The organism is Nonomuraea sp. NPDC059007 (assembly GCF_042740555.1).
Classification (GTDB): domain Bacteria; phylum Actinomycetota; class Actinomycetes; order Streptosporangiales; family Streptosporangiaceae; genus Nonomuraea.
Window position 1 is genome coordinate 82,191 of record NZ_JBHYJD010000027.1, and the last position, 25,584, is coordinate 107,774.

The window sequence follows — 25,584 nt, forward strand, 5'->3', positions numbered from 1 at the left end:
GAGCGGGCGCTATGACGGGCTGGGCGTGGGATCCGGGTCGGGTTCGCCCGGATCCGGGCCGGTCTGCCCCTCGACTCCCACGGTGATGACGATCGTCCGGCCGGGCTGGGCACACCGGCCCGCCGGCACGTTCTGCGCGAGCACCGTGTCCACCTCGCCGGGCTCGGTCACGATCTGTACCCGCTGTTCCACGGCGAACCCCGCCGCCTTCAGCCCCGCGAGCGCGCTCTCCCTGCCCTTGCCGACCACCGCGGGCACCTCGGCCCCGTGCTGCGTGACGACCAGCGCCACCGCGCTCCCGCCCGCCACCCGGCTGCCCGCCGCGGGCTCCGACGACAGCACCCGCCCGCCCGGCTGCGCCGAGCAGGCCCGGCTCACCACACCGGTCTCCAGCCCGGCCCGCCCGAGCGCGAGCTCCGCCGCCTTCCTGCCCAACCCCTTCAGCTCCGGTACGGCCAGCCCCGCCGACACGTCGAGATCGACCTCCGCCCCCTTGGCCAGCAGCGCACCGGCGGCGGGACGGCTGGCCAGCACGCGGCCGATCCGCTGCCCGGAGTCCACCTCGTGGAACGTCCCCGCGCTGAGCCCGGCCCGCCTGAGCGCCTTCACCGCGGCGGAACGATCCAGCCCCACCACGCTCGGCACCCCCACCCCTACCGGCTCCGCCCTCGGCGGTGGCGGAGCCGGTTCGGTGGCGCCCCCTCGTACCTTCGATTCCTGCCGCTCGCGCGACGGGGAGGGCTCGGCGAGCTGCGGCAGCAGCAGCGCGGGCACGGAACCGCTGGGCTGCGCGGCCGCCTGGGGCGCCGGGCCGTCGCCGGAGCGGAAGGCCGGAACCAGCAGCGTCACCAGCACCGCCGCGCTCACCAGCAGCGCGCAGGAGACCGCGAGCCCCGCGCGGTTGGCGGCGCTGGCCCGCCGGCCGGCGCGCACGTCCTGCGTGTCCTGGCTCACCACCACCGGACCGCTCACCGCGGCGCCGAGCGGCACGGCGACCGACGCGGCCGACGGGCTCGACGGGCTCGATGGAGTTGACGCGGCCGACGGGGCCGGCAGGTGGTAGACGTCCGGGGCCGCCCCTGTCGTCTCGGGCTCGGCCATCGGGGCCGCCCCCGAGCGCAGCAGGTGCGGCGGAGGTGAGCGCAGCACCTCCGCCGGCACCCCGTCGGAGTCGCCCAGCAGCGCGTACAGCAGGTCGCGGCTCGACGGCCGGTTGCGCGCGTCCTTGTCGAGGCAGGCCGCCACCAGGTCGCGCAGGTACCCGTCCAGCCGCCCGAGCTCCGGCGGCGCGGTGAGGATGCGGTGCAGCACCGGCGCCACGGAGTCCTGCCCGAACGGCGCGCTGGCGTTGGCCGCGAAGCACATGGTGGCGCCCCAGGAGAACACGTCGGCCGCGCCGGTGACCAGCGCGGCGGTGATCTGCTCCGGCGCCATGTAGGCGGGTGTGCCCACCCCGCGTCCGCTCTGCGTGGCCGCGGCGTCCAGCACCCGCGCCAGCCCGAAGTCGATCACCCGGGGCCCGTCCGGGCCGAGCAGGACGTTCTGCGGCTTGAAGTCGCGGTGCACGATCCCGGCGCGGTGGATGGCCGCCAGCGCGGTCGCGGTCCCGACCGCGAGCCGCTCCAGCGCGCCGCCGCTCTTGGGCCCGGTGAGCGTGACGTCCCGATACAACGAAGGACCGTCGACGAACTCGCTCACGATGTACGGCCGGCCCTCGTCGAACCCGGCGTCCGCCACCTGGGCGGTGCAGAACCGTGCGACGTGCTTGGCCAGCTCCACTTCGCGTAAGAATGTCGCCTGCTCGTCCCCCACCGGACCGTGGAGCAGTTTGATCGCGTAGTGTTCCTCGCCCCTCATCCCGAGGAACACCACGCCCTGGCCGCCTTCGCCCAGCCGGCCGGACAGTGTGTAGTCGCCCAGTTGCCGCGGGTCCCCCGATTTGAGCGGCTGCGTGTCAGGCACAAGGGCCTCCCCTCGCCGCCACCCGGTACTCATTCCACTGAAAGCAACCAATGGCGGACAGTCAACGCGGGCCGCCCAATCGGCACACGACCGTGACACATCCGGTCAGGACGGGCGGCTTACCTTGCCCGAGTAGGTGACATCGGTGTCACCGCGGCGCGTCACCCTGATCACCGCCTGGTCGGCGTCGCCGCCGCTGGGGAACATCCGGAGGGTGCCGGGGTAGCACTCCGCGCCGCGTACGTCATCGAGGGTGTAGACCATCGCGCTGGAGGTGCCGGCCAGGCGACCGGAGCAGCGCAGGTCGGCGCCCCACCGCATGGCGGAGTCTCCCTCGCCCGCCAGCTTGATCTCCACCGGGAACACGCGGCCCGCGCTGGGGTGATCGGCCGAACCGGTCCAGGTCCCCGCCAGCCCGGGACTCTGCGCGCCACGCAGCCACAACCCGAACCCCGCGACCCCGGCCAGCACCCCCAGGACGGCCACGGCGATCTGCCACCTCGCCACCCGCCGCCGGCCGCGCCCCGGGTGGCCGGTCCGAGGGGCGTCTTCTGGTCCGGGTGTCGTCGGGGTGGATTCCTCCGGCCCGATCGGGAGGGTGTCGCTCTCCCCCGAGGCCGAGACGTTGCCCGCGGGCACGCCGGCCCTCGGGTCGGTGGTGTCGACGGCGGCCCTGGCCCCCGAGGTCAGGACGTCCCGGACGTCCAGCCCTTCGTGGCCGAGCAGCACGCTCAGGACCTCCTCCGCCCGGGGCCGCTCGCCGGGCGACCGGGCCAGGCACGCCTCCACGATCTCGCGCAGCCGGCCGGTCAGCGTGCCCAGGTCGGGCCGGCCGTACACGATGCGGGCGAGGATCTCCTGGTAGGTGTCGGCGCGGTAGGCGTGGCGGCCGTTGGCGGTGTAGGCGAGGGTGAGGGCCCAGGCGTACATGTCGGCGGGCGGGCCGGCGGACTCGCCCTCGATGCGCTCGGGCGCCAGGTACGCGGGGGTGCCGACGGGGATCTGGTTGGTGGTGGCGGCGCTGTCCATGAGGCGGGAGACGCCGAAGTCGATGACCCTCGGCCCGTCCAAGCTGAGCAGGACGTTGCCCGGCTTGAAGTCGCGGTGCACGACTCCGGCGCGGTGGATGGCGCTGAGCGCGGTGGCGGTGCCGATGGCCAGCCGGTCGAGCGAGCCGCCGGTTCTCGGCCCCTTGGCCACGACGTGGTCGCGCAGGGAGACGCCGTCCACGTACTCGCTGACGATGTACGGCCGGTCGTCCTCAAGGGAGGCGTCGAGCACCTGCGCGGTGCAGAACGGCGCCACCCGGCGCACCGCCTCCACCTCGCCGAGAAAACGCCGGCGCACCTCGGGGTCGGCGGCCACGCTGGCGTGCAGCAGCTTGATCGCGACCTGCGCGCCCGCGGGGGTCTGGCCGAGGAAGACGACGCCCTGCCCGCCCTGGCCGAGCCGGCCCGCCAGCAGGTAGGAGCCCAGCCGGCGCGGATCGCCCGCCCGAAGCTCCGCCAATCGCGACATAGCGCGTAATTATGACAGGAAGCGTTCCGCGTAGGAGTCGAGCACCGGCAGCACCCGGCCGGCCGGCCCGCTCGGCAGCGTGGCCACGACCTCCTCGATGCCCAGCCCGGCGAAGTAGTCGAGCTTCTCCTGGGTGGGCAGGGTTCCGATCGGGATGACCTCGGCCATGGGGCGCTCGGCCTTCTCGCAGGCCTCGCGCAGCGCGGGCAGGGCCGCCTTGATGCCCTTGCCGCCGATCGGCATCCACCCCTCGGCGTACTCGGCGACGTGCGCGAACATCTTGGGCCCCGCCGCGCCGCCCACGTACACGGGCGGCCCCGAGACGGGCTTCGGCCACGACCACGACGCCTCGACCCCCTCGAAGGAGGCCACCTCCCGGCTCCACAGCGCGCGCATCGCCAGCACGTTGCGCCGCGCGACCTCCCGCCTCTCCCGGTACGGCACGCCGTGGTTCTCGATCTCCTCGACGTTCCACCCGAACCCGATCCCGAGCATCACCCGCCCGCCGGACAGGTGGTCGAGCGTGGCCACGGCCTTGGCGGTGACGATCGGCTCGCGCTGGGCGGCCAGCAGGATGGCGGTGCCGAGCCGGATCCGCGTGGTCACCGCGGCGGCGGCGCCGAGGGCGACGAGCGGGTCCACGGTGCGCTTGTACTCCTCCGGCAGCACGGCCTGCCCGCCGGCCGGCGGCGTACGGCGGGAGACGGGGATGTGCGTGTGCTCGGGCAGGAGCAGCGAGGAGAAGCCGCGCTCCTCGGCGGCCCGCGCCAGATCCGGCACCGGCATCGCCAGATCGGTGGAGAACATCGTGACGCCCAGCCGCATTGCCGACCTCCCATGTCAACCAAGCGATTGCTCGGCTAAGATTCTTAGAGTAGCTTGCCGGTCAGAGAAACGCCCCGCGGAAAGAGGACTCCCGGTGAAGTTTTCCATCTTCCTGAACCCGCAGATTCCAGGCTCCGGATATGCCGCCGAGGAGAACGCCAAAGCCAAGCGGCCCATCGGACGGGACACCGAGTCATACCAGCGACTGCTGCACGAGGTGCGGGAGATCGCCGTCCACGCCGACCAGATCGGCTTCGACGCGCTCATGATGACCGAGCACCACTTCCACTCGGAGGGGATGGAGTTCTCGGTCAACCCGCTGATGTTCCTCACCGACCTCGCGGCCCGCACGGAACGCATCCTGCTGGCCCCGCTCGGCATGGTCCTGCCCGCCTGGGACCCGATCCGGGCCGCCGAGGACGTGGCGCTGCTCGACCAGTTCTCCAAGGGACGGCTGCGCCTGGGCGTCGCCCGCGGCTACCAGAACCGCTGGATGAACGTCCTGGGCCAGCGCTGGCACGCCGCCGCGGCCCGCTCGGACGGCTCGGCGTCGGACACGCGCAACTTCGACGTGTTCGGCGAGGTCCTGAAGATCATGAAGATGGCCTGGACCCAGGAGACGCTGCGTTACAAGTCCGACGTGCTGGACTACGAGGTGCCCTTCCCCTTCGACGGCATCGAGGGCTGGCCGGCGCAGGAGTGGACGAAGACGTTCGGCGCGCCCGGCGAACTCGACGACGACGGGAAGGTCCAGGCGGTCTCCGTCTGCCCGCGGCCGTACCAGAACCCCCACCCGGAGCTGTGGCAGCCGTTCACGATCTCCGACCGCTCGGTCATCCGCGCCGCGCAGGAGAACATCCTGCCCTGGATGTTCACCCCCAACCCCGACGACCACGCCGCCAAGGCCAAGCTCTACCAGGAGGAGTCCGCCCGGCAGGGCCGCGACTACAAGCTGGGCGAGCACACCGGCATCCTCAAGATCGTCGGCATCGCGGACACGACCGAGGAGGCCATCAACACCTTCGGCCGCAGCATCCCCAAGGACTTCGCCGCCTTCTTCGGCCCCTTCGGCTACCTGGAGGTGCTGCGCAAGAAGGAGGACGAGAAGCACAAGCCCATCTCCCCGGAGAAGGGCGACGCCAAGCGCATGAACGACGTCGAGATGGCCCTGTTCGGCACCCCCGACGACGTCAAGCGCGGCATCCAGCGCATGCTCGACCGGATGCCCGACCTGGAGTGGTTCGGCCTGTACATGCAGGGCCAGCAGGGCGTGCTGCCGCTCGACACGGTCAAGCGCAACCTGGAGATGTTCGCCACCAAGGTCATCCCGGAGTTCCAGTGAGGTTCTGGCTGGGGGCCTCGTTCGTCCCCACCGACCAGTTCGTGGAGCTGGCGCGGGCCGCCGAGCGCTGCGGGTTCGACACGCTGACGCTCTCCGACCATATCTTCTACGCCGACTTCGCCTCGCCGTACCCCTATTCCAAGAGCGGCAGGCCACGCTGGGACGCCGGCACCCACTGGCCGGACACGTGGGTCACGATCGGCGCGATGGCGGCGGCGACCAGCACGCTGCGCTTCTCCCCCAACGTCTACATCGCGCCGGCCCGCGACCTGTTCACCGTGGCCAAGCAGGTCTCGACGGCGGCGGTGCTGTCGGGCGAGCGGGTGACGTTCGGGGTCGGGGTGGGCTGGTGCAAGGAGGAGTTCCAGGCGACCGGCCAGGACTTCCACACCCGGGGACGGCGGCTGGACGAGATGATCCCGGCCCTGCGGGAGTTGTGGACGGGCTCGGCGGTCAAGCTGGACGGCCTGCCCGAGCTGTCCATCTGCCCGACGCCGTCCGGGAACATCCCGATCTACGTCGGCGGGGACAGCGAGGCCGCGCTCACCCGCGCCTCCCGGCTCGGCGACGGGTGGATCGGCAACCGGATCTACACCGAGGAACAGCTCGACCCCGTCCTGGCCAAGCTGCCGAAGGACCGCCCGTTCGAGGTCGTCGCGCCGCTGGCGGTGATGCCGGACGCCGCCGTCTACCGGCGCTTCGCCGCGAAGGGCGTCACCGCCACCATGGCCGCCCCGTGGTGGCTGGCCACGCCCGAGGAGAAAGCCGAGCACGGCGAAGGCACCCTGGAGCTCAAGATCGCCACCATGGAGCGCTTCGCCGAGGAGGTCATCGCGAGGTTCTAGCCTTGATCGACGACAGGATGGCCCAGCGCACCAGCCCGCTGCCCAGCCGGATCACCGCCCAGTAGCGCAGGAAGGCCCGGCGGGCGTCCGGGCTGGTGGCCGCCACCCTGGTCTCGGTCACCAGCCTGATCCGGCCCGGCCCGGCCTCTTCCAGCACGAAGCTGAAGGTGCCCTTGGCGTATCCGGGACGGTCGAAGGCGGTGAACTCCTCGGCGGTGCCGACCGAGTCGACGCCCTTCGAGCGGCCGAGCCGCCACCACTGGCCGACGGTGCCGAGCACGACCTCGCGGCCCGGCTCCTCCGCCAGCGGCGTGAAGGTGGGCATGTCCCGCTGCTCGTGCCCGTTCAGCAGCCTGGAGATCAGGTTCCTGAGCGCGAACAGCGGCTTCACCAGGCGGATGTCGGAGGGGTCCGGCCGCCTGACGACCTCCCACACCCGCTCGCGGGGCGCGGTGATCACGATCGCGTGCCGTTCTGACGCGTCGGGAACCGGGATGAACCCCTCAGCCAGCGTCGGCATGTGCGACCTCGCGCTCCAGGTTGTCGAGAAGCCCTTCGAGCGCCGTATCGTGATGGCGCCGGATGATCAGCGGCCAGAGCAGCGCGAACACCCCCGACAGCCGCCCCTTGAGGTGATGGCGCACCAGCGTGCCGCCCTCCACGGGGAACAGCTCGAAGCCGTGCCCGCCGCTGATCGTCTTGCCGAGGTCGAACCAGAGCTTGCGGCCGGGCTCGACGACGGCGACCCGGTAGCGGGCACGGTCGTGCCGGACCGGCGCGCCCTCGAAGAGCCCCTCGGGCAGCTCGAACGTCCCGCTGCTCGCCGGGTAGATCCGCCCGACGTCCGCGAGCTTCGCCCACACCTCCTCGACCGAGCCGGCGATGACCCGTTCATGCACGTTGTAGACCATGTCACGACCTCCATACGGATGCGTATGGCCCGACTATACGCCACCGTATGGCAGGCTGTTCCGGTGGGTAAGTTGAACGCCGACGACTGGGCGCGGGCCGCGCTCGCCGCCCTGGCCGAAGGCGGCCTCGCCGCCGTCGCCGTGGAACCTGTGGCGGTACGGCTGGGCGTCTCCAAAGGCAGCTTCTACTGGCACTTCGCCAACCGGCGGGCCCTGGTCGAGGCGGCCCTCGCCTACTGGGAACGCGGCACCGAGCAGATCATCCATGGCCTGGAGAAGATCCCCGATCCACGCGAACGACTCCGGACCCTGCTGGAGCTCGCGTTCGCCGACGCGACGGAGGCGGCGGTGTCGTTCCGCCTGATCAGCGAGGCCGACGACCCGGCCGTGGCCGAGGTGGCCAGACGGGTGAACGAGCGCCGCCTGGCGTTCATGACGGCGACGGTCGCCCAGACGGGAATCGGCGAGGAGGCCGCCGAACGCCGCGTGCTGGCCGGATACGCCAGCTACCTGGGAGTGGCGGCGCTGCGGCGGCTGGGCATCATGCACGAGGACACGGCCGCCCTGGTCAACCTGGCACTGGCGGAACTGCTGGGCGAGTGAAGCGGCTTCACCCGCGCGTGCCTGGGGCGGGGTTGTGGCCGCCGCGTGCCGAGGGCGGGGTTATCGCCGCCGCGTGCCGAGGGCGGAGTTGTTGCGGCGAGAAGCCCGTGAGCCCTCACGACCATCGCTCGACGGGCGCGCGCCGGGGGCGGCGGTGCGGGTGGGCGGGCGCGAGCCGTAACGGATAAAAGGAGAGGTAACCTCGATCACGTGGAAAGGATCGCGGCGACGAGGTATGTGACGCCGCTCAGGGAGGGCGGGTCGCTGCCCGGGGTGGTCGAGGCCGACGATCTCGGCACGTATGCCGTCAAGTTCCGCGAAGCCGGTCAGGGCAGGCGGGTGCTGGTGGCCGAGATCATCTGTGCCGAGCTGGCCAGGCGGCTCGGGCTGCGTACCCCCGAGCTGAAGCTCATCGACCTGGACCCGCAGTTCGGCGACCGCGAGCCCGACGAGGAGGTCCAGGAACTGCTGCGCAAGAGCGCCGGGCTCAACCTGGCCGTCGACTTCCTGCCCGGTGCGCTCGGCTTCGAGCCGCTGGCCTGGCCGCCGGACCCCGGGTTCGCCTCGCGCGTGGTCTGGTTCGACGGCCTGATCCACAACATCGACCGTAGCTGGCGCAACCCCAACCTCCTGGTCTGGCACAACACCGTCTGGCTGATCGACCACGGCGCCGCGCTCTGGTTCCACCACAACTGGCGCACCGCCGACCCGCAGCGGCGCTTCGACGCGAGCGACCACGTCCTGGCCGCCTACGCCACCCAGCTCGACGCGGCCGCCGCCGACCTGTCGGCCCGCATCACCCCCGGCCTCCTGCGCGAGGTCACCGCTCTGGTCCCCGACGAGTGGCTGGACGGCGAGCCCGGCTTCGGCTCGGCGGCCGACGTCCGCCAGGCCTACGTCTACCACCTCCTCCAGCGCGCCCACGGCCCCGGCAACTGGCTGGTCCGCGGCGAGGAACCCAAGGCGAAGCCCGGCCCGTCCTCGGTCGGCGAGTTCTGGCGAGGAAGCGAACGATGAGCAGGGACGCCTACGAGTACGCCGTCATCCGCGTGATCCCGCGCGTGGAGCGCGGCGAGCAGATCAACGTCGGCGTACTCCTGTACTGCCAGCCCCGCTCCTACCTCTGCGCCCGGATAGACCTGGACGAATCCCGCCTGCACGCCCTGGACCCGTCCGCCGACCTCCCCGCACTCCGCCAGGCGCTGGCCGCCTACCAGCTCACCTGCGACGCCTCCTCCGGCCCCCTGTCCAGACAGCCCCTGGGCGCCCGCTTCCGCTGGCTGACCGCCCCCAGAAGCACCATCGTCCAGACGGGCCCCGTCCACGCCGGCCTCACCGCCGACCCGGACGCCGAACTCGACCGCCTCCTCACCACCCTCGTCCACATCCCCCGCTCACTTCAGCGGTGAGAGCTCGGCGAGCAGGGCGGTCGCCGGGATTCTGAGCTGGGCGCTGATGTCGTGGCCGTGGATCGACTCATAGCTCTCCGCGGACACGTCCAGTTCGACGTCCTCAAGGTCGGGCGCGCTCTCCGCGAGCCCGCGCGCCAGTCCTTCCGCCACGCCGCGCACCACGTCCTCGACGAACTGCGGCCGCAGATGGGAGCGCCGGACGAGGTCGTACTCGTCGGGCCGCTTGAGCAGTTCCTGCGTCAGCGTCGTCTGGCCGCTGAGAAGGCGGTGGAGGAAGGCGTAGTCCGGCAGCCGGCGGGCGTCCGGCGCGGTGACCTCCACGCGGACCCGTCCCTTCTGGCTGTGCGTGGCGATCGGCACGCGCTCCATGAGCCGCCGTCCCTCGTCGGGGCCGAGGCCGAGCTCGCCGACCAGCTCGCTCAGCGCGTACCCCTGCATGCAGGGACAGGCGGTGATGTTGGTCGCCGCGAGGGACAGCCCGGCGGACGGCCGCGGCCCGGCGACCGCGACCGCCGCGACCTCGACGGTGTCCGGCGAGGCCAGCCCGGTGACGCGGGTGCGGGTGCGTAGCGGCGCGAACGCCCGCAACGTCACCCGCGCCGATTCCTGCGTCTGCGTGTCGCGGACCTCCCTGGCGATCGCCGAGGCGATCACCGCCAGCGGCAAAGCCCCGGGAGCGTTCACGAACGCGCCCTCGATCCGTGACATGTGGATCCCCCGCTGGCCCGCGGCCAGCGACACCTCCGCCCGCGCGTCGCACAGGAGCTCCCGCACTCCCCCGAACAACTCGTCGGCCACGTCGAGGAGCACGCGCTGGCCGTGGACACCGACCCGGTCCAACGCGATGCCGACGGCGGGTTTCTGTGCGGGGACATCGTAAAAATCATCGGCATAGGGCTGCTTCGTCACCGTCATGCGTGTGCGTCCTCTCACCGGCGGCCTAGCCGGGAACCGCGCAGGTCGTCCAGACTCGGCCGCTTGGGGTCCGATATCGAAGGAACACTTCCTGATCGGCGGTGGTGGCCGACACCAGCGTGTAGCGCTGCGGCGACAGCGGCCCCGCGGTGACCGGGGCGGCGTCGCTGCCCATCAGCCACGGCGTGACCGTGTAGAAGAGCTCGTCCACGAGGTCGAGCCGGCACAGCGACGCGTAGAGCCGACCGCCGCCCTCGTAAAGCACCCTGGAGTGGCCGAGCGCGCCCAGCCGGTCGAGCACATCGGACAGATCCGGCACGTCGGTGATCACCTGGACATGGCCGGGAATCTCTTCCGTACGGGCCTCACCCGGCAGGAACAGCGTCATGTCCGTGGGAGTGGTCCAGAACGGATCCTCCCAGTCGAAGTCCGCCCGGGTGGCCACGACCGCCAGCGGCGGGACGGACCCGCCGCCGCGTTCGGCGTAGTGCGACCGCAGGTCGGGGAAGGTGAACCGGATGCGCCGCCGGTCGACGCGTACGGTGCCGGCCCCGTAGAGCAGCACGTCCGCCTGGGCCCGCAGCCACTCCAGCATGTACCGGTCACGCCGGCTGCCGAGGATCGGCTGGTCACGATGCCAGATGTGGCCCGTGAACGAACCGCCGAAGCTCGCCGCCAGTAAAGGCCTGCGCATGGCTCCCTAAGGGTGGGAAAAGGGGCTGCCGATCACCTACGAGCATGCCGTCGCCCCGCCCGCCCTGTCTACCGCAGCCTCCGCACGGCTGTGGTGAGGGTGGTCAGCGAGCTGGGGTCCAGGGGCCTGGAGTGATGACGACGGCGTGGTCGATGCCTCTATGCCCAGCCTCGCCCGGCCGCCGGAGAGCGCTGACGCGCATGGCTAGCCGCCCATCTGTCGCAGCGGCCCGAGGTGGACGCTGGCGACCCTCCACCCGGCCTCCTGCCGGACGGCCGACAGCGTGAGCCGGAAGCGGCCGGAGTTGTCGCGCCCGCCGAACGTGGTCTCCTGCGCGTCCACGCCGACGACCACCGCGGCCGAGCCGTGCTCGTGCACCTGCGGCTCCTCCACCACGAAGGCGCTGTTGACCAGGCCGTTGTCGAACCGCACCAGCCACTGTTCACGCGTGAGCACGAACCCCAGCGGGCCCACTCCGACGAAGCCGTCGGCCAGGAGCCCGTCGAGGGCGGTGGCGTCGTTGGCCTGCTCGGCGGCGGCCCAGCGGTTGACCAGATCGAGAACTTCCGCGGACATGCTGTTCCTCCTCGCTCGAATCGTGTACTTACTCTCAATCTAGAGTTACTATCGACTTATAGCAACTCTAAGTTTGGAGCCAAGGTGGGGCTGCGGGAGCGCAAGAAGGAGCTGACGCGTCAGCAGATCATGGAGACGGCCTGGCGGCTGTTCTCCGAGCGCGGCTTCGACCGGGTGACGGTCGCGGAGATCGCCCGGGAGGCGCAGGTGGGGCCGGCCACCGTCTTCAACTACTTCCCCGGCAAGGAGGACCTGTTCTACTCGGGCCTGGACGAGTTCGGGGCCCGCCTGGTGGCCGCCGTTTCCGGGCGGGCGGCGGGTGAGCCCGTGATCGCGGCCGTGCGGTGGTTCCTGCTGGAGTCCGGCGGCCTGCTGGAGGCCATCGCCGAGGGCGACGAGCAGGCGCTCTCCCGCGCCCGCACCGTCCACCGGGTCATCTCCGAGAGCACCGCCCTGCAGGCCAGGGAGGCCCAGGCTTTCACCCGGCTCACCGCCGACCTGGCCCGCGCGATCGCCGCCGACACCGGCGACGAGACCACGGCCCGGGTGGCGGCGGGCGCGCTGGTCGGGGTGCACCGGGCGATGGTGGATCTGGCCCGCGTCCGGCTGCTGTCCGACGATCGGGTGCGCGATCTCGCGGGCGACGTGCGCCGGTACGGCGAGCGCGCCTTCACCCTCCTGGCCCAGGGACTCCAGGACTACGCGCCTAGATCTCGGCGTGCGGACCGCCCTTGAGCTCATGGAAGCCGGGCGTAGCGGCCATGACCAGCGCGGCGTCCCACAGGGCTCCGGCGGCCGCGCCCCTCGGGATCTGGGAGATCACGGGGCCGAACCAGGCCGGGCCGTCCTCGACGGCGATGATGGGGGTGCCCACGTGCGGGCCGACCTTCGCCACGCCCTCCGCGGTCGAGGCGCGCAGGTGGTCGTCGTGGCCGGTGTTCTCCGCCGCCGCGGCCAGCTCCGGCGGGAGCCCGGCGGCTCGCAGGGCCACCGTCCAGTCCCAGCCGCCGAGCTTCTGCATCTCCTCGTAGAAGCGGCCGAGCGCGGCCGAGCCGTGGGCGAGTTCCACGGCGGCGCAGACCCGGGCCGGGAACCACAGGTAGCCCTCGGTGTCCCCTTCCGGGTCCACCTCCAGGTGCTCGTTCAGGGCGGCCAGGCTGAGCAGGCGCCACCGGAGGTCGAGCGGGCGCACGTCGGCGGCCTCGACGAGCCACCGGGACACGATCCACGTATAGGGACAGCTCGGGTCAAACCAAAAGGACACCAACATAGCTAGAAAAGTACCGACATGAAGGTGTCCACTTCGTGGAACCCGACCTTCCGGTACACCGCCCGCGCCGAGCGGTTGAAGTCGTTGACGTACAGCGTCACCACCGGCGCGAAGCAGGCCAGCGCCGCCTCCACCACGGCGGCCATCCCGGCCACCGCGTGCCCCTGCCCCCTGAGCTGCGGGTCCACCCACACGCCCTGGATCTGGCAGGCCTGCGGCGTCACCGCCCCGACCTCCGCCTTGAAGACGACCCGGCCGTCGTCGATCCGGGCGTAGGAGCGCCCGATCCGGATGAGCTCGGCCACCCGGGTCCGGTAGAGGGCGCCCCCGTCACCGGCGTTGGGCGAGACCCCCACCTCTTCGGTGAACATCGCCACGCAGGCCGGCAGCAGGCGCTCGAACTGCTCCGGCCGCACCCGCCGTACCAGCGGATCGGCCGGAACCAGCGGCTTCTGCGCGGTCGCCATCACCGGCTGCGCCCAGCGGATCGCCCGCGCCCGCCCCCAGTGCGGCTCCAGGCGCTCCCACAGCAGCGACACCGCGCCCTGCGGGCCCACGATGGACGAGCACCGCCGGCCCTGCTTGCGGGCACGGTCCGCGAAGGCGTGCACGGCTTCAGGACCGGCGTTGACGGGCACCAGGTTGGCACCGGCATAACAGAGCGAGACGAGACCGCCGCGCGGCCCGAAGCCCCACATCTGACCACCCAGCCGTGCCGGATTGAGTCCGACGGTCCGCACCCGGGAGGCGACGAAGACGTTGGCGACCGGATCGGTGTCCAGGAGGTCGAGCACCTCATCGCGATCGCTGTCATCGAGCACGCGCGACGCCGATGTACGCAGCATCACACGGTCAGACTACGCGAACGCCCCCCGATTGGCTCATCTCGCAATGACGTCGGTGAGCCTTTCGTGACCCTGGGGCAAACCGGACGACATACGAGCCGCCGGCCGCGGAGCGGGCAGACTCGGGCAAGTAGCGCCGAACTTGGGCACAGTGGTGTCGGCGAGGTAGGCGGCCAGGGCCTTGTCCACGCAGCGGTTGCCGGCCAGCGAGATGCCGTGGTTGCCGCCGGACTCGGTGAGCATGCGGGCGGTGGGGAAGAGCTTGCGCATGTTCAACGCCCCCACGTACGGCGTGGCCGCGTCCCCCTTCGACTGCAGCATGAGCACCGGCGGCAGTTCCTTGGCCCCCTGGATCCTGGGCGGCTTCCCGCCGGGCACGGACCAGTAGGCGCACGGCGCGTTGTACCAGGCGTTGGGCCAGGTCAGGAACGGCGCCTTGCGGTGGAGCTGGCTCATGTCGGACTGCCACACCTTCCAGTCACGCGGCCAGGCGGCGTCGCGGCACTGCACGCCCAGGTAGACGGCGTAGCCGTTCTCGTCCTCCGCGTCCTTCTCGCCGTGGCGCTTGAACGCCGCGACCAGGTCCTTCGTCTCACCCTTGCGGACGTAGCTCGCCCACGCCTGCGCCAGCGAGGGCCAGATGGTGTCGGTGTAGCCGCCGACGGTGAAGATGTCGTCGAGCTCGCTCGGCCCGACCACGCCCCCGGCGGGCCGCCCGCGCAGGCGCGAGCGCATCTCGTACCAGGCGAAGCTCGTCTGCTTGGCGGTACGGCCCAGCTTGTACACCTTGTTGTTCTTGGCCGTCCAGGCGAGGAAGTCGCGGTGCCTGCGCTCGAAGCCGCGGTCCTGGGCCAGGTTGGCCTTGTACCAGACGCCGTCCGGGTCGACGCTGCTGTCGAGCACCAGGCGCTTGACCCGCTCGGGGAAGAGCGTGGCGTAGGCGGCGCCGAGGTAGGTGCCGTAGGAGTAGCCGAGGTAGCTGATCTCCTGCTCGTCGAGCGCGGCGCGGATCGTGTCCATGTCGCGGGCGACGTTCTCGGTGGTCATGTGGGGCAGCATCCAGGCCCACAGGTTGCCGCAGCGCTCGGCGTACTCGCGGGCGCGGGCCTGCAGCACGTTCTGGTCCCGGCCGGTACGCGGCACCGCGTCGGGCCGCGGCGGCGCGTAGAACTTGGCCGGGTCGACGCAGCGCAGCGCGGGCTCGCTGGCCCCGACGCCGCGCGGGTCGAAGCCGATCACGTCGAAGCGCTCGGCGAGCTTGCCCGGCAGCGCGGCGGCGACGTACTCGGCCAGTTCCCGCCCGGAGGCGCCGGGCCCGCCCGGGTTGACCAGGAGCGTGCCGAGGTGATGGTGGTCACGCGAGACGCTGCCCTTGACCCGGTTGAGGGCGATCTTGATGGTCTGTCCCATGGGCTCGCGATAGTCGAGCGGCACCCGCAGCGTGGCGCACTCGACGCCCGGCCCCGGCGGCTCCTCGTCGACCAGCCCCGTGCCGCCGAGCACGTTCCCGGTCACCGATCCCTGCTTCTTGTTCGCGCACTTCTCCCAGACGATGTCCGCGCGCCCGGAGGACGCCTCGGAGGGCGCGACCACCGCGCCGCCCATGCCCACGGCCCCCGTGGCCAGCACCGCCAGTCCGGCGACAATCCCGACAACCCGCTTCACCCGGCTGTTCCCCCGCTCTAGTCGTACGGCACTGCGATGGTGCCGCCCGCGGCGGATCCACTACATTCGGTATGGAGAAACTCTTACCATGGTGTAATCGCTTGATTGCCTTCTGTAATCGGCCCAGAATCACGACATGGTCATCGGTTCCAGGACACCCCGCAGGGAAGACGCGCGACTTCTGACGGGCACGGGCCGGTTCGTGGGCGCGGTGCGCCTGCCCGGCATGGTCCACGCGTTCGTGGTCAGGAGTCCGATCGCGCACGGCCGCCTGCTCGGCTGCGCGGCGGACGCGGTGCGCGGCCTCGACGGCGTCCTGGACGTGATCACCGCCCGCGAGGCCCCCGGCGCCGCGCTCCCGTGCGTCACCGTCGCCCCCGGCCAGGCCCAGACCAGCTACCCGGTGCTCGACGACACGCTCCGCTACGTCGGCCAGCCGGTGGCCCTGGTCGTGGCCCGTACTCCCGAACTCGCCCGCGACGCCGCCGACCTCATCGACCTGGACCTCGCCGAACTGCCACCGGTCGTGGACCTCGGCGAGGGCGAGGTGGTCACGGACTTCACGCTGGGTGACGCCGACGCGCTGGAGATCGAAGCGGCCCACGTCGTGGAGATGTCCTTCCGGTACGGCAGGGCCGCGCCGTACGCCATGGAGCCCCGCGGCGTCGTGGCCCACCACACCGGCGGCGACCTCACGCTGTGGACCGCCACCCAGGCCCCGCACCACGTCCGCGACCACGTGGCGCACGCGCTCGGACTCACGCTCGACCGCATCCGGGTGGTCGCCGGCGACACCGGCGGCGGCTTCGGCTCCAAGGAGCACCTGTACCCGGACGAGGCGCTGGTGTGCCTGGCGGCGATGCGGCTGGGCCGTCCGGTGGCCTGGGCGGAGACACCGGGCGACCGGCTGGTGGCGTCGCTGCCGGCGCGGGCGGCGGCGCACCGGGCCCGGCTGGCCCTGGACGCGGACGGGCGGTTCGTGGCGATCCACGCGGACGTGCTCGGCGACCTGGGCGCGCATCCCTCCAACGTGGGCACCTCGCCGTTCGCGGTGACCGCCTCGATGCTGCCGGGGCCGTACCGGTTCGAGCGCGCGGGGGCGCGGCTGCGGTGTGTGCTCACCAACACCGTGCCGACCGGCTCCTACCGCGGCTTCGGCATGCCGGAGGCGGCGATGACCAGGGAGCGGCTGATCGACGAGGCGGCCAGGCGGCTCGGCCTGGACCCCGTCGAGCTGCGGCTGCGCAACCTGATCGGCCCGGAGGAACTGCCCTACACCAGCCGGATGGGCCAGGCCTACGACTCGGGCGACTACCCGGGCGCGCTGCGCGCCCTGTGCGAGCTGGTCGAGGCGCCCGCCAAGGACGACGGGCGGCGGCGCGGCGTCGGGTACTCCTGCCAGGTCGAGGGCACCGGCCTCGGCCCGTCGGAGGCGATGCGGCGGATGGGCATGCGGGCGGGCGGGTTCGAGACCGCTGTGGTGCGCATGGAGCCGGACGCCTCGGTGGTCGTGTCCGCGGGGGTGGCCGGGATGGGGCAGGGCATCGAGACGACGCTGGCGCAGATCGCCGCCGAGCGTGTCGGGGTGCCGCTGGCGGGCGTGCGGGTGGTGCTGGGTGACACGGCGGCCACGCCGTACTCGGGGATCGGCTCGATCGCGAGCCGGTCGCTGGTCGTCGGCGGCGGCGCGCTACGGCAGGCCGCCGACCGGCTCAAGGAACGTGTCCTCGCGCTTGCCGCGCACCGGCTGGAGGCGGCGCCGGAGGACCTGGAGCTGGTCGACTCGACGGTGCGGGTGAAGGGCGACCCCCATGCGGCGCTGACGCTGCGGGAGATCGCCACGCACGCCTGGCGCGGCTGGGACCTGCCCGAGGGCTTCTCGCCCGGCCTGGAGGAGCGGGCGTCCTACGACCCGCCGGACACCACCTACGCCTACGGCGCGCACGCGGCGGCCGTGGCCGTCGATCCGGAGACCGGGAAGGTCGAGGTGGAGGGCTACTGGGCGGTCGCCGACTCCGGCGTGGTCGTCAACCCGGCCATCGTCGAGGGACAGCTGGTCGGCGGCATCGCGCAGAGCATCGGGATGGCGCTGACCGAGGAGGTCGTCTACACGGCGGACGGGCAGCCGGGCGGCATGTACCTGACCCCGACGGTGCGCGACGTGCCGGACGTCACGGTGGTGCTGCACAGCTCCCCGTCGCCGCTCACGCCGGGCGGCATGAAGGGCGCCGGGGAGTCGGGCACGATCGGGCCGCCGGCGGCGATCGCCAACGCGGTCGCCGCGGCACTGCCCGAGGTCGCCGAGCGGGTGACGCGCACCCCGATGACACCCGAGGTGGTGTGGGGCTGGCTCAGCTCGCCACGGTGACCTGCGGGCCGGGCGCGTCCTCGTCGTCGAGGTCGATCTCGACGCCCATCTCGTCGGCGATGCGCATGGCCTCCTCGATGAGGGTCTCCACGATCTGCGACTCGGGGACGGTCTTGATGACCTCGCCCTTGACGAAGATCTGGCCCTTGCCGTTGCCGGAGGCGACGCCGAGGTCGGCCTCGCGGGCCTCGCCGGGACCGTTGACGACGCAGCCCATGACGGCCACGCGCAGCGGCACCTTCATGCCCTCAAGACCGGCCTGGACCTGCTCGGCCAGCGTGTAGACGTCGACCTGGGCGCGGCCGCAGGACGGGCAGGAGACGATCTCCAGGCCGCGCTCGCGCAGCCCGAGCGACTCCAGGATCTGGGCGCCGACCTTGACCTCCTCGACCGGAGGAGCCGACAGCGAGACGCGGATGGTGTCGCCGATGCCCTCGGCCAGCAGCGCGCCGAAGGCGACGGCCGACTTGATCGTGCCCTGGAAGGCGGGCCCGGCCTCGGTGACGCCGAGGTGGAGCGGGTAGTCGCACCGCTGGGCGAGCAGCCGGTAGGCGTTGATCATCACGACCGGGTCGTTGTGCTTGACCGAGATCTTGATGTCGCGGAAGCCGTGCTCCTCGAACAGCGAGCACTCCCACAGCGCGGACTCGACCAGCGCCTCGGGGGTGGCCTTGCCGTACTTCTGCAGCAGGCGGGGGTCGAGCGAGCCGGCGTTGACGCCGATGCGGATCGGGGTGCCCGTCTCGGCGGCGGCCTTGGCGATCTCACCGACCTTGTCGTCGAACTTCTTGATGTTGCCCGGGTTGACCCGCACCGCCGCGCAGCCCGCGTCGATGGCGGCGAAGACGTACTTCGGCTGGAAGTGGATGTCGGCGATGACCGGGATCTGCGACTTCCTGGCGATGATGGGCAGGGCCTCGGCGTCGTCCTGGGACGGCACCGCGACGCGGACGATCTGGCAGCCCGAGGCGGTCAGCTCGGCGATCTGCTGCAGGGTCGCGTTGATGTCGGCGGTGACCGTGGTCGTCATCGACTGCACGGATACCGGCGCGTCGCCGCCCACCGGCACGTTGCCGACCATGATCTGGCGGGAGTGCCGGCGTTCGGCGAGCGGCTTCGGGCGGACCGTCGGAATGCCGAGTGCTACAGAAGTCACGGGACCCAGTCTAGGCAACGCCGGTGAGCTCACCGGCACGAGTGCGGGCCCAGGCGTCGGCGGCGAGCACTTCCTCGACCGAGTCGGCCGGGGTGACCTGGTGTTCCGCGACGACCTCGGCCACGGTGTCCACGATCGCGAGGAACGGCAGCGCCCCGCGCATGAAGGCGTCCACGCAGACCTCGTTGGCCGCGTTGTAGACGGCCGGGGCGGTGCCGCCCTCGGTGCCGACGTGCCTGGCCAGCTCGACGCTGGGGAAGGCCTCGTTGTCGAGCGGCTCGAACGTCCAGGTGTGGGCGGTGCTCCAGTCGACCGGCCGGGCGGCGCCGTCGATGCGGTGGGGGTGGCCGAGCGCCAGCGCGATCGGCAGCCGCATGTCGGGCGGGCTGGCCTGGGCGATGGTGGAGCCGTCCACGTACTCGACCATGGAGTGGATGATCGACTGCGGGTGGACGACGACCTCGATGCGCTCGAAGCCGATGTCGAACAGCAGGTGCGCCTCGATGACCTCCAGGCCCTTGTTGACCAGGGTCGCGGAGTTGATGGTGATGACCGGCCCCATCGACCAGGTGGGGTGGGCGAGGGCCATCTCGGGGGTGACGCCGGTGAGCTCGGCGCGCCGCCTGCCGCGGAACGGCCCGCCGGACGCGGTGACGATGAGCTTGCGGACCGCCTCGGGGTCGTGGCCGGAGGGGCCCGAAGCCCACAGCGACTGCTGCAGCGCCGAGTGCTCGGAGTCGACCGGCACGATCTGGCCGGGCTTGGCCCGCCGCTTGACCAGGGGTCCGCCGATGATCAGGGATTCCTTGTTGGCCAGCGCGAGCGTGCGCCCGGCGTCGAGCGCGGCCAGCGTGGAGGTCAGGCCGAGCGCTCCGGTGATGCCGTTGAGCACCAGCGGCGTGGCGCCCGGCGCCCAGGCCGCCCCGGGCAGGTCGCCGGACCCGCTGGGCGTCCAGGTGGCGACCTCGGCGACGCCCTCGGGCCCGGCCAGCACCTCGGGCCGGACGCCGCGCGCCGCCAGCGCCTCCTTCAGCGCCGGTACGGCCGCCGCGTCGGCCACCGCGACCGCCTCGACTCCGAACCGGGCGGCCTGCTCGGCCAGCAGTCCGGCTCTGCCGCCCCCGGCCGCCAGCGCCACCAGGTGGAAGCCGGCCGGGTGGGCGGCGATCACGTCGAGCGCTTGGGTGCCGATCGAGCCGGTGGAGCCGAGGACGACGACGGGGCGGGAGATGTCTGCATGCACGGCTCCATTCTCCCGCCCGGGAGTGCCGCCCTGTTCACCAGTTGGTGAAAGCGCCGTCCGAGCCGCGTAGATGGGGCCGCTCCGCGGCGACGGCCCGGTAGCGGCGGGCGGCGTCCCGGTCGATGTCCACCCCGATACCGGGAAGGTCGGAGATCTCCACGCGGCCGGCGTGGATCTTCGGCCGGGCGGTGAACAGCGCGTCGATCTCGGGCTCCGGCTGCTCCTGGTGCTCCTGGATCGCCACGTTCGGGCAGGCGAGGTTGAGGTGGAGCGAGGAGGCCGCGGTGACGGGACCGAGCGGGTTGTGGGTGGCGAGCTTGACGTAGTGGGCCTCGCACATGGCCGCGATCTTCTTGGCCTCGGTCAGCCCGGCCGCCACGCCCACGTCGACCCGGGCGTAGTCGATCAGGTCGGCCTCCACCAGGCGCTGGAACTCCCACTTGGAGCCGAACTGCTCGCCGGCCGCGAGCGGCGCCGCCGTACGGGAGCGGAGCATGCGGTAGGCGTCCAGGCCCTCGCTGCGCAGCGGGTCCTCCACGAAGTACGGCCGCGCCGCCTCGATCTCCCTGCACAGGGTGAGCGCCTCCGGCGGGTCGAGCCGGGTGTGGACGTCGAGTATGAGCTCGACCTCGTCCCCGACCGCCGCCCTGACCTGGTGGAACAGCTCGATCCCCGCCCGCATGGAGGCGCGCTGGTCCAGGACGCCGTCCGGCGCGTGGGGTACGGCGAAGCGCAGGTGCCCCCAGCCTTCCGCGACCAGGTCCCGGGCCTTGGCCAGGAAGCGCTCGCGGTCGTCGTAGCCGTCGCCCAGGTGGATGTAGGCGGGCACGTGGTCGCGTACCCGGCCGCCGAGCAGTTCGTAGACGGGCACGCCGAGGGCCTTGCCCTTGATGTCCCAGAGCGCCACGTCCACCGCGGCGATGGCCGCCGACACGAAGCGGTCGGCCGGGAAGAAGCCGCGGCGGAACATGACCTGCCAGAGGTGCTCGATCCTGGCCGGGTCCTCGCCGACGAGCAGTTCGCCGAGGTGCTCGATGGCGCCGGCCACGGCCTTCTGGCGCGAGCGGATGCCCACCTCGCCGATGCCGTGCAGGCCCTCGTCGGTATCCAGGACCAGCAGCATCATGCTGTCGCCGTGGTCGGGCAGGGTCAGCACTTCCCAGCCGGTGATCTTCACTCGTGCTCCTATGAAAACGTTCCCGAGAATCTCAGGAACGCATCATGACATCTCCGCGCAATCTGCAAAAGATCTGGATTTATCACTCTTGACGCATGGCGGTAACGTTTGCAAGCATCCTGGCTACCAACGAAGAGGAGGCCGGAGTGGCGGTAACCATCAAGGAAGTGGCGAGCGCCGCCGGGGTCTCCGTCTCGACCGTCTCGCGGGCCTTCACCGCGCCCGACCAGGTGCAGCCGCAGACGCTGCAGCGCATCCTGGACGCGGCGGCCAAGCTCGGCTACGCGCCCAACCCGGCCGCCCGCTCCCTGCGCGGCGGCAGGACCGGCTCGCTCGGGCTGATCATCCCCGACATAAACAACCCGTTCTTCCCGCCGATCTTCAAGGCCATGCAGGCCAGGGCCCGGCGCCAGGGGTACACGATCCTGGCCGCCGACACCGACGAGCGGGAGTTCGACGAGCTCGAGACCATAGCCACCGTCTCCAAAAGGGTCGACGGCCTGGTGCTCTGGGCGTCCATGCTCGGCGAGGACCGGCTGCGCGAGCTGGCGGCGGAGATTCCCCTCGTGCTGGTCAACCGGCACGTCGAGGGCATTCCCGAGCTGCGCATCTCGCTGGCGGCCGGCATCTCGCAGGCCGCCGAGCACCTCAAGGCCTACGGCCACACCCGCTGCGTGTTCGTCAACGGCTCGCGACCCGAGCTCGAACGCGGCAAGTCCATAAGGGAGTCGTTCGAGGCGCACGAGCTCTCGCTCGCCGAGCTCGGCCCCTACGAGCCCCGCTTCGAGACCGGCGTGCACGCCGCGACCCTGGTCGCCTCCGGCGACGCCACGGCCGTCGTCGCGCACAACGACCTGGTCGCCCTCGGCGTGCTCCACCAGCTCGCCAAGCTCGACGTCAAGGTCCCCGGCGCCGTCAGCGTGATCGGCATCGACGACACGCTGCTGGCCGCCACGTCCACCCCCTCGCTGACCACGATCAGGATCTCCGCCGACGAGGTCGCCACCCAGGCCGCCGACCTGCTCATCGACACGATCGCGGGCCGGGGCGGGGGGCGCGTGGTGGAGATCGGCTCGCGCCTGATCCCGCGCGCCTCCACGGGGCCCGCCCCGCGCTGAACCCACCCTCCTGAAGGTGCGGCGATCGCCGTACCTCTATCCCCACCTGCCCCAACGCGGGAGAGTCATCATGAAACACACCGCCGCCCTTCTCGGCTGCGCCGTCCTCGCCACGGCGCTCGCGGCGTGCGGATCACCCAGCGCCGACGACGGCGCGGTCGTGATCCGCGTGCAAGGCATGCCGCCCGCCACGGACAAGCCCGGCCTCGCCCAGTTCAAGACGATGGTCGCGGACTTCGAGCGGCAGAACCCCGGCATCAAGGTTCAGGGCTCGACGACCGCCTTCGACCCGCTGACGTTCTCCGCCAAGCTGGCCGGCGGGCGGGCCGAGGAGGTCATCAAGGTCCCCCTGACCGAGCCACAGGGCCTCATCGCGCGCAAGCAGGTGCAGCCGCTGACCGAGGAGCTCGGCAAGTGGGCGCACTACAAGGAGTTCAACCCGCAGGTCCTGCAGCCGCTCAGCGACGGCTCCGGCCAGGTGTACGGCGTGCCGCAGGCCCCCTTCGCCCAGGGCCTCGTCTACAACCGCGAGCTGTTCACCAAGGCCGGTCTCGACCCGGACAAGCCCCCCGCCACCTGGGAGGAGGTACGCGCGGCCGCCAAGCGGATCGCCGGGAAGACGGGCAAGGCCGGGTTCGTCCACGAGTCGAAGAGCAACCAGGGCGGCTGGCAGCTCACCATGCTCACCTACACCCACGGCGGCGAGATCGAGAAGGACAGCGGCGGCAAGTACGTCGCCGCCTTCAACGCCGAGCCCGCAAAGAAGGCGCTGACCCTGCTCAAGGAGATGCGCTGGAGCGACGACTCGATGGGCAGCAACCAGCTCAACGACCAGAACGACGTCATCAAGCGCTTCGCCGCCGGCGAGATCGGCATGTACATGGGCACGCCGGGCACCTACCGCCTGGCCAAGATGACCTACGGCATGGAGAACACCGACGCGTTCGGCATCGGCCCGCTCCCCCAGGCCGGCGGCAAGGCCACGCTGACCGGCGGCGACGTCTACCTGGTGCCCAAGTCGGTGAGCAAGGAGAAGGCCGCGGCGGCGGTGAAGTGGCTGCTGTTCGCCTACGCCCAGCCCGCCTACGACCCGGCCGCGGCGGCGGGGCGGGCCAAGCAGCTCGCCGCCGATCCCGAGTCGGCGGTCGGGGTGCCGACCCTGCCGATGTTCGACGCCGCCCAGCAGGCCAAGATCGACGCGGCGGTCAAGCCGTACGTGAACGTCAAGCTTGAGCACTTCGCGCCCTGGCTGGAGGGCACGCCCGCGCTCACGCTCAAGCCCGAGCCGCCCGTGCAGGCCCAGCAGGTCTACGCGGTGCTCGACACGGTCGTGCAGGCGGTGCTCACCGACAAGGACGCCGACGTCGACGCGCTGCTGGCCAAGGCGGAGACCGACGTGAACGCCAAGCTCGCCGCCGCCCAGCGATGATCCGCAAGAACACGCTCACGGCACTGGTCTTCCTGGTGCCCGCGCTCATCGTCTTCGGCGCCTTCTCCTGGTGGCCGATCGTGCGCGGGCTGCTGATCAGCTTCCAGAGCACCAACCTGGTCGACCCCGCCGAGTGGGTGGGACTGGCCAACTTCACCGCCCTGTTCGCCGACCCGCTGCTCGGCGTCTCGATCCGCAACACCCTGCTGTTCGTCGGGCTGGCGCTGCTGATCGGCTTCCCGGCCCCGCTGGTGCTGGCCACGGTCATGGCCACGGTACGGCGGGCGGCCGGCCTCTACCGGTTCCTCGTCTACCTGCCGGTCGTCATCCCCCCGGTGGTGGCGATCCTGCTGTGGAAGTGGTTCTACGACCCCGGGCACGGCCTGTTCAACGAGCTGTTCGGCCTGGCCGGCCTGGGACCGTTCCCGTGGCTGGACTCGCCCGGCAGCGCGATGCTCAGCCTGGTGCTCCAGTCGACGTGGGCGGGGATGGGCGGGGCCGTCCTCATCTACCTGGCGGCCATCGTCGGCATCCCCTCGGAGCTGTACGAGGCCGCCCAGATGGACGGCGCCTCCATCCGCGCCCGGATCTGGCACATCACACTGCCGCAGCTGCGCCCGGTCATCGGGCTGCTGCTGCTCATGCAGCTCATCACCACCATGCAGGTGTTCACCGAGCCGTACGTCTTCACCGGCGGCGGCCCGGAGAACTCCACGCTGACCGTGCTGCTGCTGATCTTCCGCTACGCCTTCCAGGACGGCGCCTACGGCCAGGCCGCCGCGCTCTCGCTGCTGCTGGCGATCGTCCTGGGCATCCTGTCCGCGGTCTACCTGCGGGCCACCCGGAGCTGGAGCGCCTCATGATGATCTCGCCGGTGGAGGAGCGGCGGCCGGCCGTACGGGCGGCGCTGCGCTCGATCCAGTGGGTCACGCTCGGCCTGCTGGTGGCGCTGGGGGTCGGGCCGCTGTACATGACGGTCAAGGGCGCGATCTCGCCCTCGGCCGACCTGATCGCCAAGCCGCTGGAGCTGTGGCCGGCCGACCCGCGCCCGGAGAACTTCGCCACCGCCTGGGCCGATCTGGGCGTCGGCGGGTACCTGCTCAACACGCTGCAGGTCGTCGGCGGCGCGTGGGCGGTGCAGCTGTTCGTGGCGGTGACCGCCGGGTTCGCGCTGTCGGTGCTGCGGCCCCGGTTCGGCCGGTACGTGTACGGGGCGATCCTGGCCACGATGTTCGTCCCCTACACGGTCTCGATGGTCAGCCTGTTCATGACCGTCATCGACCTGGGGCTGGTCGACACCTACTGGGCGATCTGGCTGCCGGCGGGCACGAGCGCGTTCAACGTGCTGCTGGCCAAGCGCTTCTTCGACGCGCTGCCCGCCGAGCTGTTCGCGGCGGCGCGCATCGACGGGGCGACCACCTGGCAGCTGCTCACCAAGATCGTGCTGCCGATGAGCCGGCCGATCGTGGCGGTCATCAGCCTGCTGGCCGTCATGCACAGCTGGAAGGACTTCATCTGGCCGCTCGTGGCCATCACCGACCCGGAGAAGCAGCCGATCAGCGTCGCGCTGGCCAACCTGGCCGAGCAGGCGCCGCAGGACGAGCTGATCGCCGCCATGGCGATGGCGCTCGCCCCGCCGGTGCTGGTCTTCCTGGTCTTCCAGAAGTACATCGTCGCCGGTCTGGGATTCACCGGCGTCAAGGGCTGACA

Annotated in this window: 25 protein-coding genes; 11 read left to right on the forward strand and 14 right to left on the reverse strand. The window is 71.6% G+C overall.

From position 1 onward, the window contains the following. Positions 1–9: 9 nt before the first annotated feature. The 3 genes from ACFWY5_RS35830 to ACFWY5_RS35840 all read right to left on the reverse strand — a co-directional run bounded on the left by ACFWY5_RS35830 (position 10) and on the right by ACFWY5_RS35840 (position 4,305). The gene (locus ACFWY5_RS35830; RefSeq protein WP_379637268.1) at positions 10–1,962 is read right to left on the reverse strand and encodes a PASTA domain-containing protein; all 1,953 of its coding nucleotides are present in this window, start codon (positions 1,960–1,962) and stop codon (positions 10–12) included. Positions 1,963–2,067: 105 nt separating this feature from the next. After that, entirely contained in the window at positions 2,068–3,480 is a 1,413-nt protein-coding gene (locus tag ACFWY5_RS35835) for a serine/threonine-protein kinase (RefSeq protein WP_379637270.1), read from the reverse strand. Positions 3,481–3,489: 9 nt separating this feature from the next. Further along, the gene (locus ACFWY5_RS35840; protein WP_379637272.1) at positions 3,490–4,305 is read right to left on the reverse strand and encodes a TIGR03619 family F420-dependent LLM class oxidoreductase; all 816 of its coding nucleotides are present in this window, start codon (positions 4,303–4,305) and stop codon (positions 3,490–3,492) included. Between the two features lie 94 nt (positions 4,306–4,399). Here ACFWY5_RS35840 and ACFWY5_RS35845 point away from each other — a divergent pair, with 94 nt between their 5' ends. Together ACFWY5_RS35845 and ACFWY5_RS35850 are read left to right on the forward strand one after the other, a co-directional pair. Next, complete coding sequence (locus ACFWY5_RS35845) at positions 4,400–5,647, forward strand: LLM class flavin-dependent oxidoreductase (RefSeq protein WP_379620565.1); 1,248 nt, start codon at positions 4,400–4,402, stop codon at positions 5,645–5,647. After that, positions 5,644–6,492 (forward strand): TIGR03619 family F420-dependent LLM class oxidoreductase, encoded by an 849-nt coding sequence (locus ACFWY5_RS35850; protein WP_379620563.1) that lies wholly within the window; start codon positions 5,644–5,646, stop codon positions 6,490–6,492. Before ACFWY5_RS35845 ends, ACFWY5_RS35850 begins: the two co-directional genes overlap by 4 nt. Here the strand turns inward: ACFWY5_RS35850 and ACFWY5_RS35855 are convergent. Next, complete coding sequence (locus tag ACFWY5_RS35855; protein ID WP_379637274.1) at positions 6,476–7,012, reverse strand: hypothetical protein; 537 nt, start codon at positions 7,010–7,012, stop codon at positions 6,476–6,478. The genes ACFWY5_RS35850 and ACFWY5_RS35855 overlap by 17 nt on opposite strands. Continuing rightward, complete coding sequence (locus tag ACFWY5_RS35860; RefSeq protein WP_379620559.1) at positions 6,996–7,403, reverse strand: hypothetical protein; 408 nt, start codon at positions 7,401–7,403, stop codon at positions 6,996–6,998. Before ACFWY5_RS35860 ends, ACFWY5_RS35855 begins: the two co-directional genes overlap by 17 nt. Before the next feature lie 63 nt (positions 7,404–7,466). Between ACFWY5_RS35860 and ACFWY5_RS35865 the strand changes: the two genes are divergently transcribed. The 3 genes from ACFWY5_RS35865 to ACFWY5_RS35875 all read left to right on the forward strand — a co-directional run bounded on the left by ACFWY5_RS35865 (position 7,467) and on the right by ACFWY5_RS35875 (position 9,415). After that, positions 7,467–8,006, forward strand: a complete 540-nt coding sequence (locus ACFWY5_RS35865; protein WP_379637276.1) for a TetR/AcrR family transcriptional regulator — start codon at positions 7,467–7,469, stop codon at positions 8,004–8,006. A gap of 210 nt (positions 8,007–8,216) precedes the next feature. Beyond that, positions 8,217–9,023, forward strand: a complete 807-nt coding sequence (locus ACFWY5_RS35870; protein WP_379637278.1) for a HipA family kinase — start codon at positions 8,217–8,219, stop codon at positions 9,021–9,023. Continuing rightward, positions 9,020–9,415, forward strand: coding sequence for a DUF3037 domain-containing protein (locus tag ACFWY5_RS35875; protein WP_379637280.1), 396 nt, complete (start codon positions 9,020–9,022; stop codon positions 9,413–9,415). The genes ACFWY5_RS35870 and ACFWY5_RS35875 overlap by 4 nt, the downstream gene beginning before the upstream one ends. Here ACFWY5_RS35875 and ACFWY5_RS35880 read toward each other — a convergent pair. The 3 genes from ACFWY5_RS35880 to ACFWY5_RS35890 form a co-directional block, all read right to left on the reverse strand. Continuing rightward, positions 9,401–10,333, reverse strand: a complete 933-nt coding sequence (locus ACFWY5_RS35880) for a GTP cyclohydrolase, FolE2/MptA family (RefSeq protein ID WP_379637282.1) — start codon at positions 10,331–10,333, stop codon at positions 9,401–9,403. The genes ACFWY5_RS35875 and ACFWY5_RS35880 overlap by 15 nt on opposite strands. Before the next feature lie 25 nt (positions 10,334–10,358). After that, complete coding sequence (locus tag ACFWY5_RS35885; protein WP_379637284.1) at positions 10,359–11,027, reverse strand: dihydrofolate reductase family protein; 669 nt, start codon at positions 11,025–11,027, stop codon at positions 10,359–10,361. 204 nt (positions 11,028–11,231) lie between these two features. Further along, complete coding sequence (locus tag ACFWY5_RS35890) at positions 11,232–11,603, reverse strand: nuclear transport factor 2 family protein (protein ID WP_379620546.1); 372 nt, start codon at positions 11,601–11,603, stop codon at positions 11,232–11,234. 84 nt (positions 11,604–11,687) lie between these two features. On the opposite strand from ACFWY5_RS35890, the gene ACFWY5_RS35895 reads away from it, so the two are divergent. Continuing rightward, positions 11,688–12,338 carry a TetR/AcrR family transcriptional regulator gene (locus tag ACFWY5_RS35895; RefSeq protein ID WP_379637286.1) on the forward strand — a complete coding sequence of 217 codons (651 nt, stop codon included), beginning with the start codon at positions 11,688–11,690 and terminating at the stop codon, positions 12,336–12,338. Here ACFWY5_RS35895 and ACFWY5_RS35900 read toward each other — a convergent pair. From ACFWY5_RS35900 to ACFWY5_RS35910, 3 genes are read right to left on the reverse strand one after another with little or no spacing between them, the layout of a single operon-like run. Further along, positions 12,310–12,825, reverse strand: a complete 516-nt coding sequence (locus tag ACFWY5_RS35900; protein ID WP_379637288.1) for a disulfide bond formation protein DsbA — start codon at positions 12,823–12,825, stop codon at positions 12,310–12,312. The genes ACFWY5_RS35895 and ACFWY5_RS35900 overlap by 29 nt on opposite strands. Before the next feature lie 50 nt (positions 12,826–12,875). Further along, positions 12,876–13,718, reverse strand: a complete 843-nt coding sequence (locus ACFWY5_RS35905) for a GNAT family N-acetyltransferase (protein WP_379620649.1) — start codon at positions 13,716–13,718, stop codon at positions 12,876–12,878. Between the two features lie 36 nt (positions 13,719–13,754). Then, positions 13,755–15,383 carry an alpha/beta hydrolase gene (locus tag ACFWY5_RS35910; RefSeq protein ID WP_379637290.1) on the reverse strand — a complete coding sequence of 543 codons (1,629 nt, stop codon included), beginning with the start codon at positions 15,381–15,383 and terminating at the stop codon, positions 13,755–13,757. A gap of 136 nt (positions 15,384–15,519) precedes the next feature. On the opposite strand from ACFWY5_RS35910, the gene ACFWY5_RS35915 reads away from it, so the two are divergent. Continuing rightward, complete coding sequence (locus ACFWY5_RS35915; RefSeq protein ID WP_379637292.1) at positions 15,520–17,751, forward strand: xanthine dehydrogenase family protein molybdopterin-binding subunit; 2,232 nt, start codon at positions 15,520–15,522, stop codon at positions 17,749–17,751. On the opposite strand, the gene ispG is transcribed toward ACFWY5_RS35915, so the two are convergent. From ispG to ACFWY5_RS35930, 3 genes are read right to left on the reverse strand one after another with little or no spacing between them, the layout of a single operon-like run. After that, positions 17,735–18,907 carry a flavodoxin-dependent (E)-4-hydroxy-3-methylbut-2-enyl-diphosphate synthase gene (ispG, locus tag ACFWY5_RS35920; protein ID WP_379620536.1) on the reverse strand — a complete coding sequence of 391 codons (1,173 nt, stop codon included), beginning with the start codon at positions 18,905–18,907 and terminating at the stop codon, positions 17,735–17,737. The two genes, ACFWY5_RS35915 and ispG, sit on opposite strands and share 17 nt — an antisense overlap. 10 nt (positions 18,908–18,917) lie before the next feature. Next, positions 18,918–20,150 (reverse strand): 1-deoxy-D-xylulose-5-phosphate reductoisomerase, encoded by a 1,233-nt coding sequence (gene dxr / locus ACFWY5_RS35925; protein WP_379637294.1) that lies wholly within the window; start codon positions 20,148–20,150, stop codon positions 18,918–18,920. A gap of 34 nt (positions 20,151–20,184) precedes the next feature. Continuing rightward, positions 20,185–21,327, reverse strand: a complete 1,143-nt coding sequence (locus ACFWY5_RS35930) for a mandelate racemase/muconate lactonizing enzyme family protein (RefSeq protein WP_379620532.1) — start codon at positions 21,325–21,327, stop codon at positions 20,185–20,187. 146 nt (positions 21,328–21,473) lie between these two features. On the opposite strand from ACFWY5_RS35930, the gene ACFWY5_RS35935 reads away from it, so the two are divergent. The 4 genes from ACFWY5_RS35935 (at position 21,474) to ACFWY5_RS35950 (ending at position 25,582) form a co-directional block, all read left to right on the forward strand. Continuing rightward, entirely contained in the window at positions 21,474–22,445 is a 972-nt protein-coding gene (locus tag ACFWY5_RS35935) for a LacI family DNA-binding transcriptional regulator (RefSeq protein ID WP_379620530.1), read from the forward strand. Between the two features lie 70 nt (positions 22,446–22,515). Further along, positions 22,516–23,874 carry an ABC transporter substrate-binding protein gene (locus ACFWY5_RS35940; RefSeq protein WP_379637296.1) on the forward strand — a complete coding sequence of 453 codons (1,359 nt, stop codon included), beginning with the start codon at positions 22,516–22,518 and terminating at the stop codon, positions 23,872–23,874. Further along, complete coding sequence (locus tag ACFWY5_RS35945) at positions 23,871–24,737, forward strand: carbohydrate ABC transporter permease (protein ID WP_379620526.1); 867 nt, start codon at positions 23,871–23,873, stop codon at positions 24,735–24,737. Before ACFWY5_RS35940 ends, ACFWY5_RS35945 begins: the two co-directional genes overlap by 4 nt. Next, positions 24,734–25,582, forward strand: a complete 849-nt coding sequence (locus ACFWY5_RS35950) for a carbohydrate ABC transporter permease (RefSeq protein WP_379637298.1) — start codon at positions 24,734–24,736, stop codon at positions 25,580–25,582. Before ACFWY5_RS35945 ends, ACFWY5_RS35950 begins: the two co-directional genes overlap by 4 nt. Positions 25,583–25,584 lie beyond the last annotated feature (2 nt).

Coding starts and splice junctions, on each gene's coding strand:
- ACFWY5_RS35835 (WP_379637270.1), bottom strand. CDS start 3,480: ATGTCGCGATTGGCGGAGCTTCGGGCGGGCGATCCGCGCCGGCTGGGC.
- ACFWY5_RS35840 (WP_379637272.1), bottom strand. CDS start 4,305: ATGCGGCTGGGCGTCACGATGTTCTCCACCGATCTGGCGATGCCGGTG.
- ACFWY5_RS35855 (WP_379637274.1), bottom strand. CDS start 7,012: ATGCCGACGCTGGCTGAGGGGTTCATCCCGGTTCCCGACGCGTCAGAA.
- ACFWY5_RS35860 (WP_379620559.1), bottom strand. CDS start 7,403: ATGGTCTACAACGTGCATGAACGGGTCATCGCCGGCTCGGTCGAGGAG.
- ACFWY5_RS35875 (WP_379637280.1), top strand. CDS start 9,020: ATGAGCAGGGACGCCTACGAGTACGCCGTCATCCGCGTGATCCCGCGC.
- ACFWY5_RS35880 (WP_379637282.1), bottom strand. CDS start 10,333: ATGACGGTGACGAAGCAGCCCTATGCCGATGATTTTTACGATGTCCCC.
- ACFWY5_RS35885 (WP_379637284.1), bottom strand. CDS start 11,027: ATGCGCAGGCCTTTACTGGCGGCGAGCTTCGGCGGTTCGTTCACGGGC.
- ACFWY5_RS35890 (WP_379620546.1), bottom strand. CDS start 11,603: ATGTCCGCGGAAGTTCTCGATCTGGTCAACCGCTGGGCCGCCGCCGAG.
- ACFWY5_RS35905 (WP_379620649.1), bottom strand. CDS start 13,718: ATGCTGCGTACATCGGCGTCGCGCGTGCTCGATGACAGCGATCGCGAT.
- ACFWY5_RS35915 (WP_379637292.1), top strand. CDS start 15,520: ATGGTCATCGGTTCCAGGACACCCCGCAGGGAAGACGCGCGACTTCTG.
- ACFWY5_RS35940 (WP_379637296.1), top strand. CDS start 22,516: ATGAAACACACCGCCGCCCTTCTCGGCTGCGCCGTCCTCGCCACGGCG.
- ACFWY5_RS35945 (WP_379620526.1), top strand. CDS start 23,871: ATGATCCGCAAGAACACGCTCACGGCACTGGTCTTCCTGGTGCCCGCG.
- ACFWY5_RS35950 (WP_379637298.1), top strand. CDS start 24,734: ATGATGATCTCGCCGGTGGAGGAGCGGCGGCCGGCCGTACGGGCGGCG.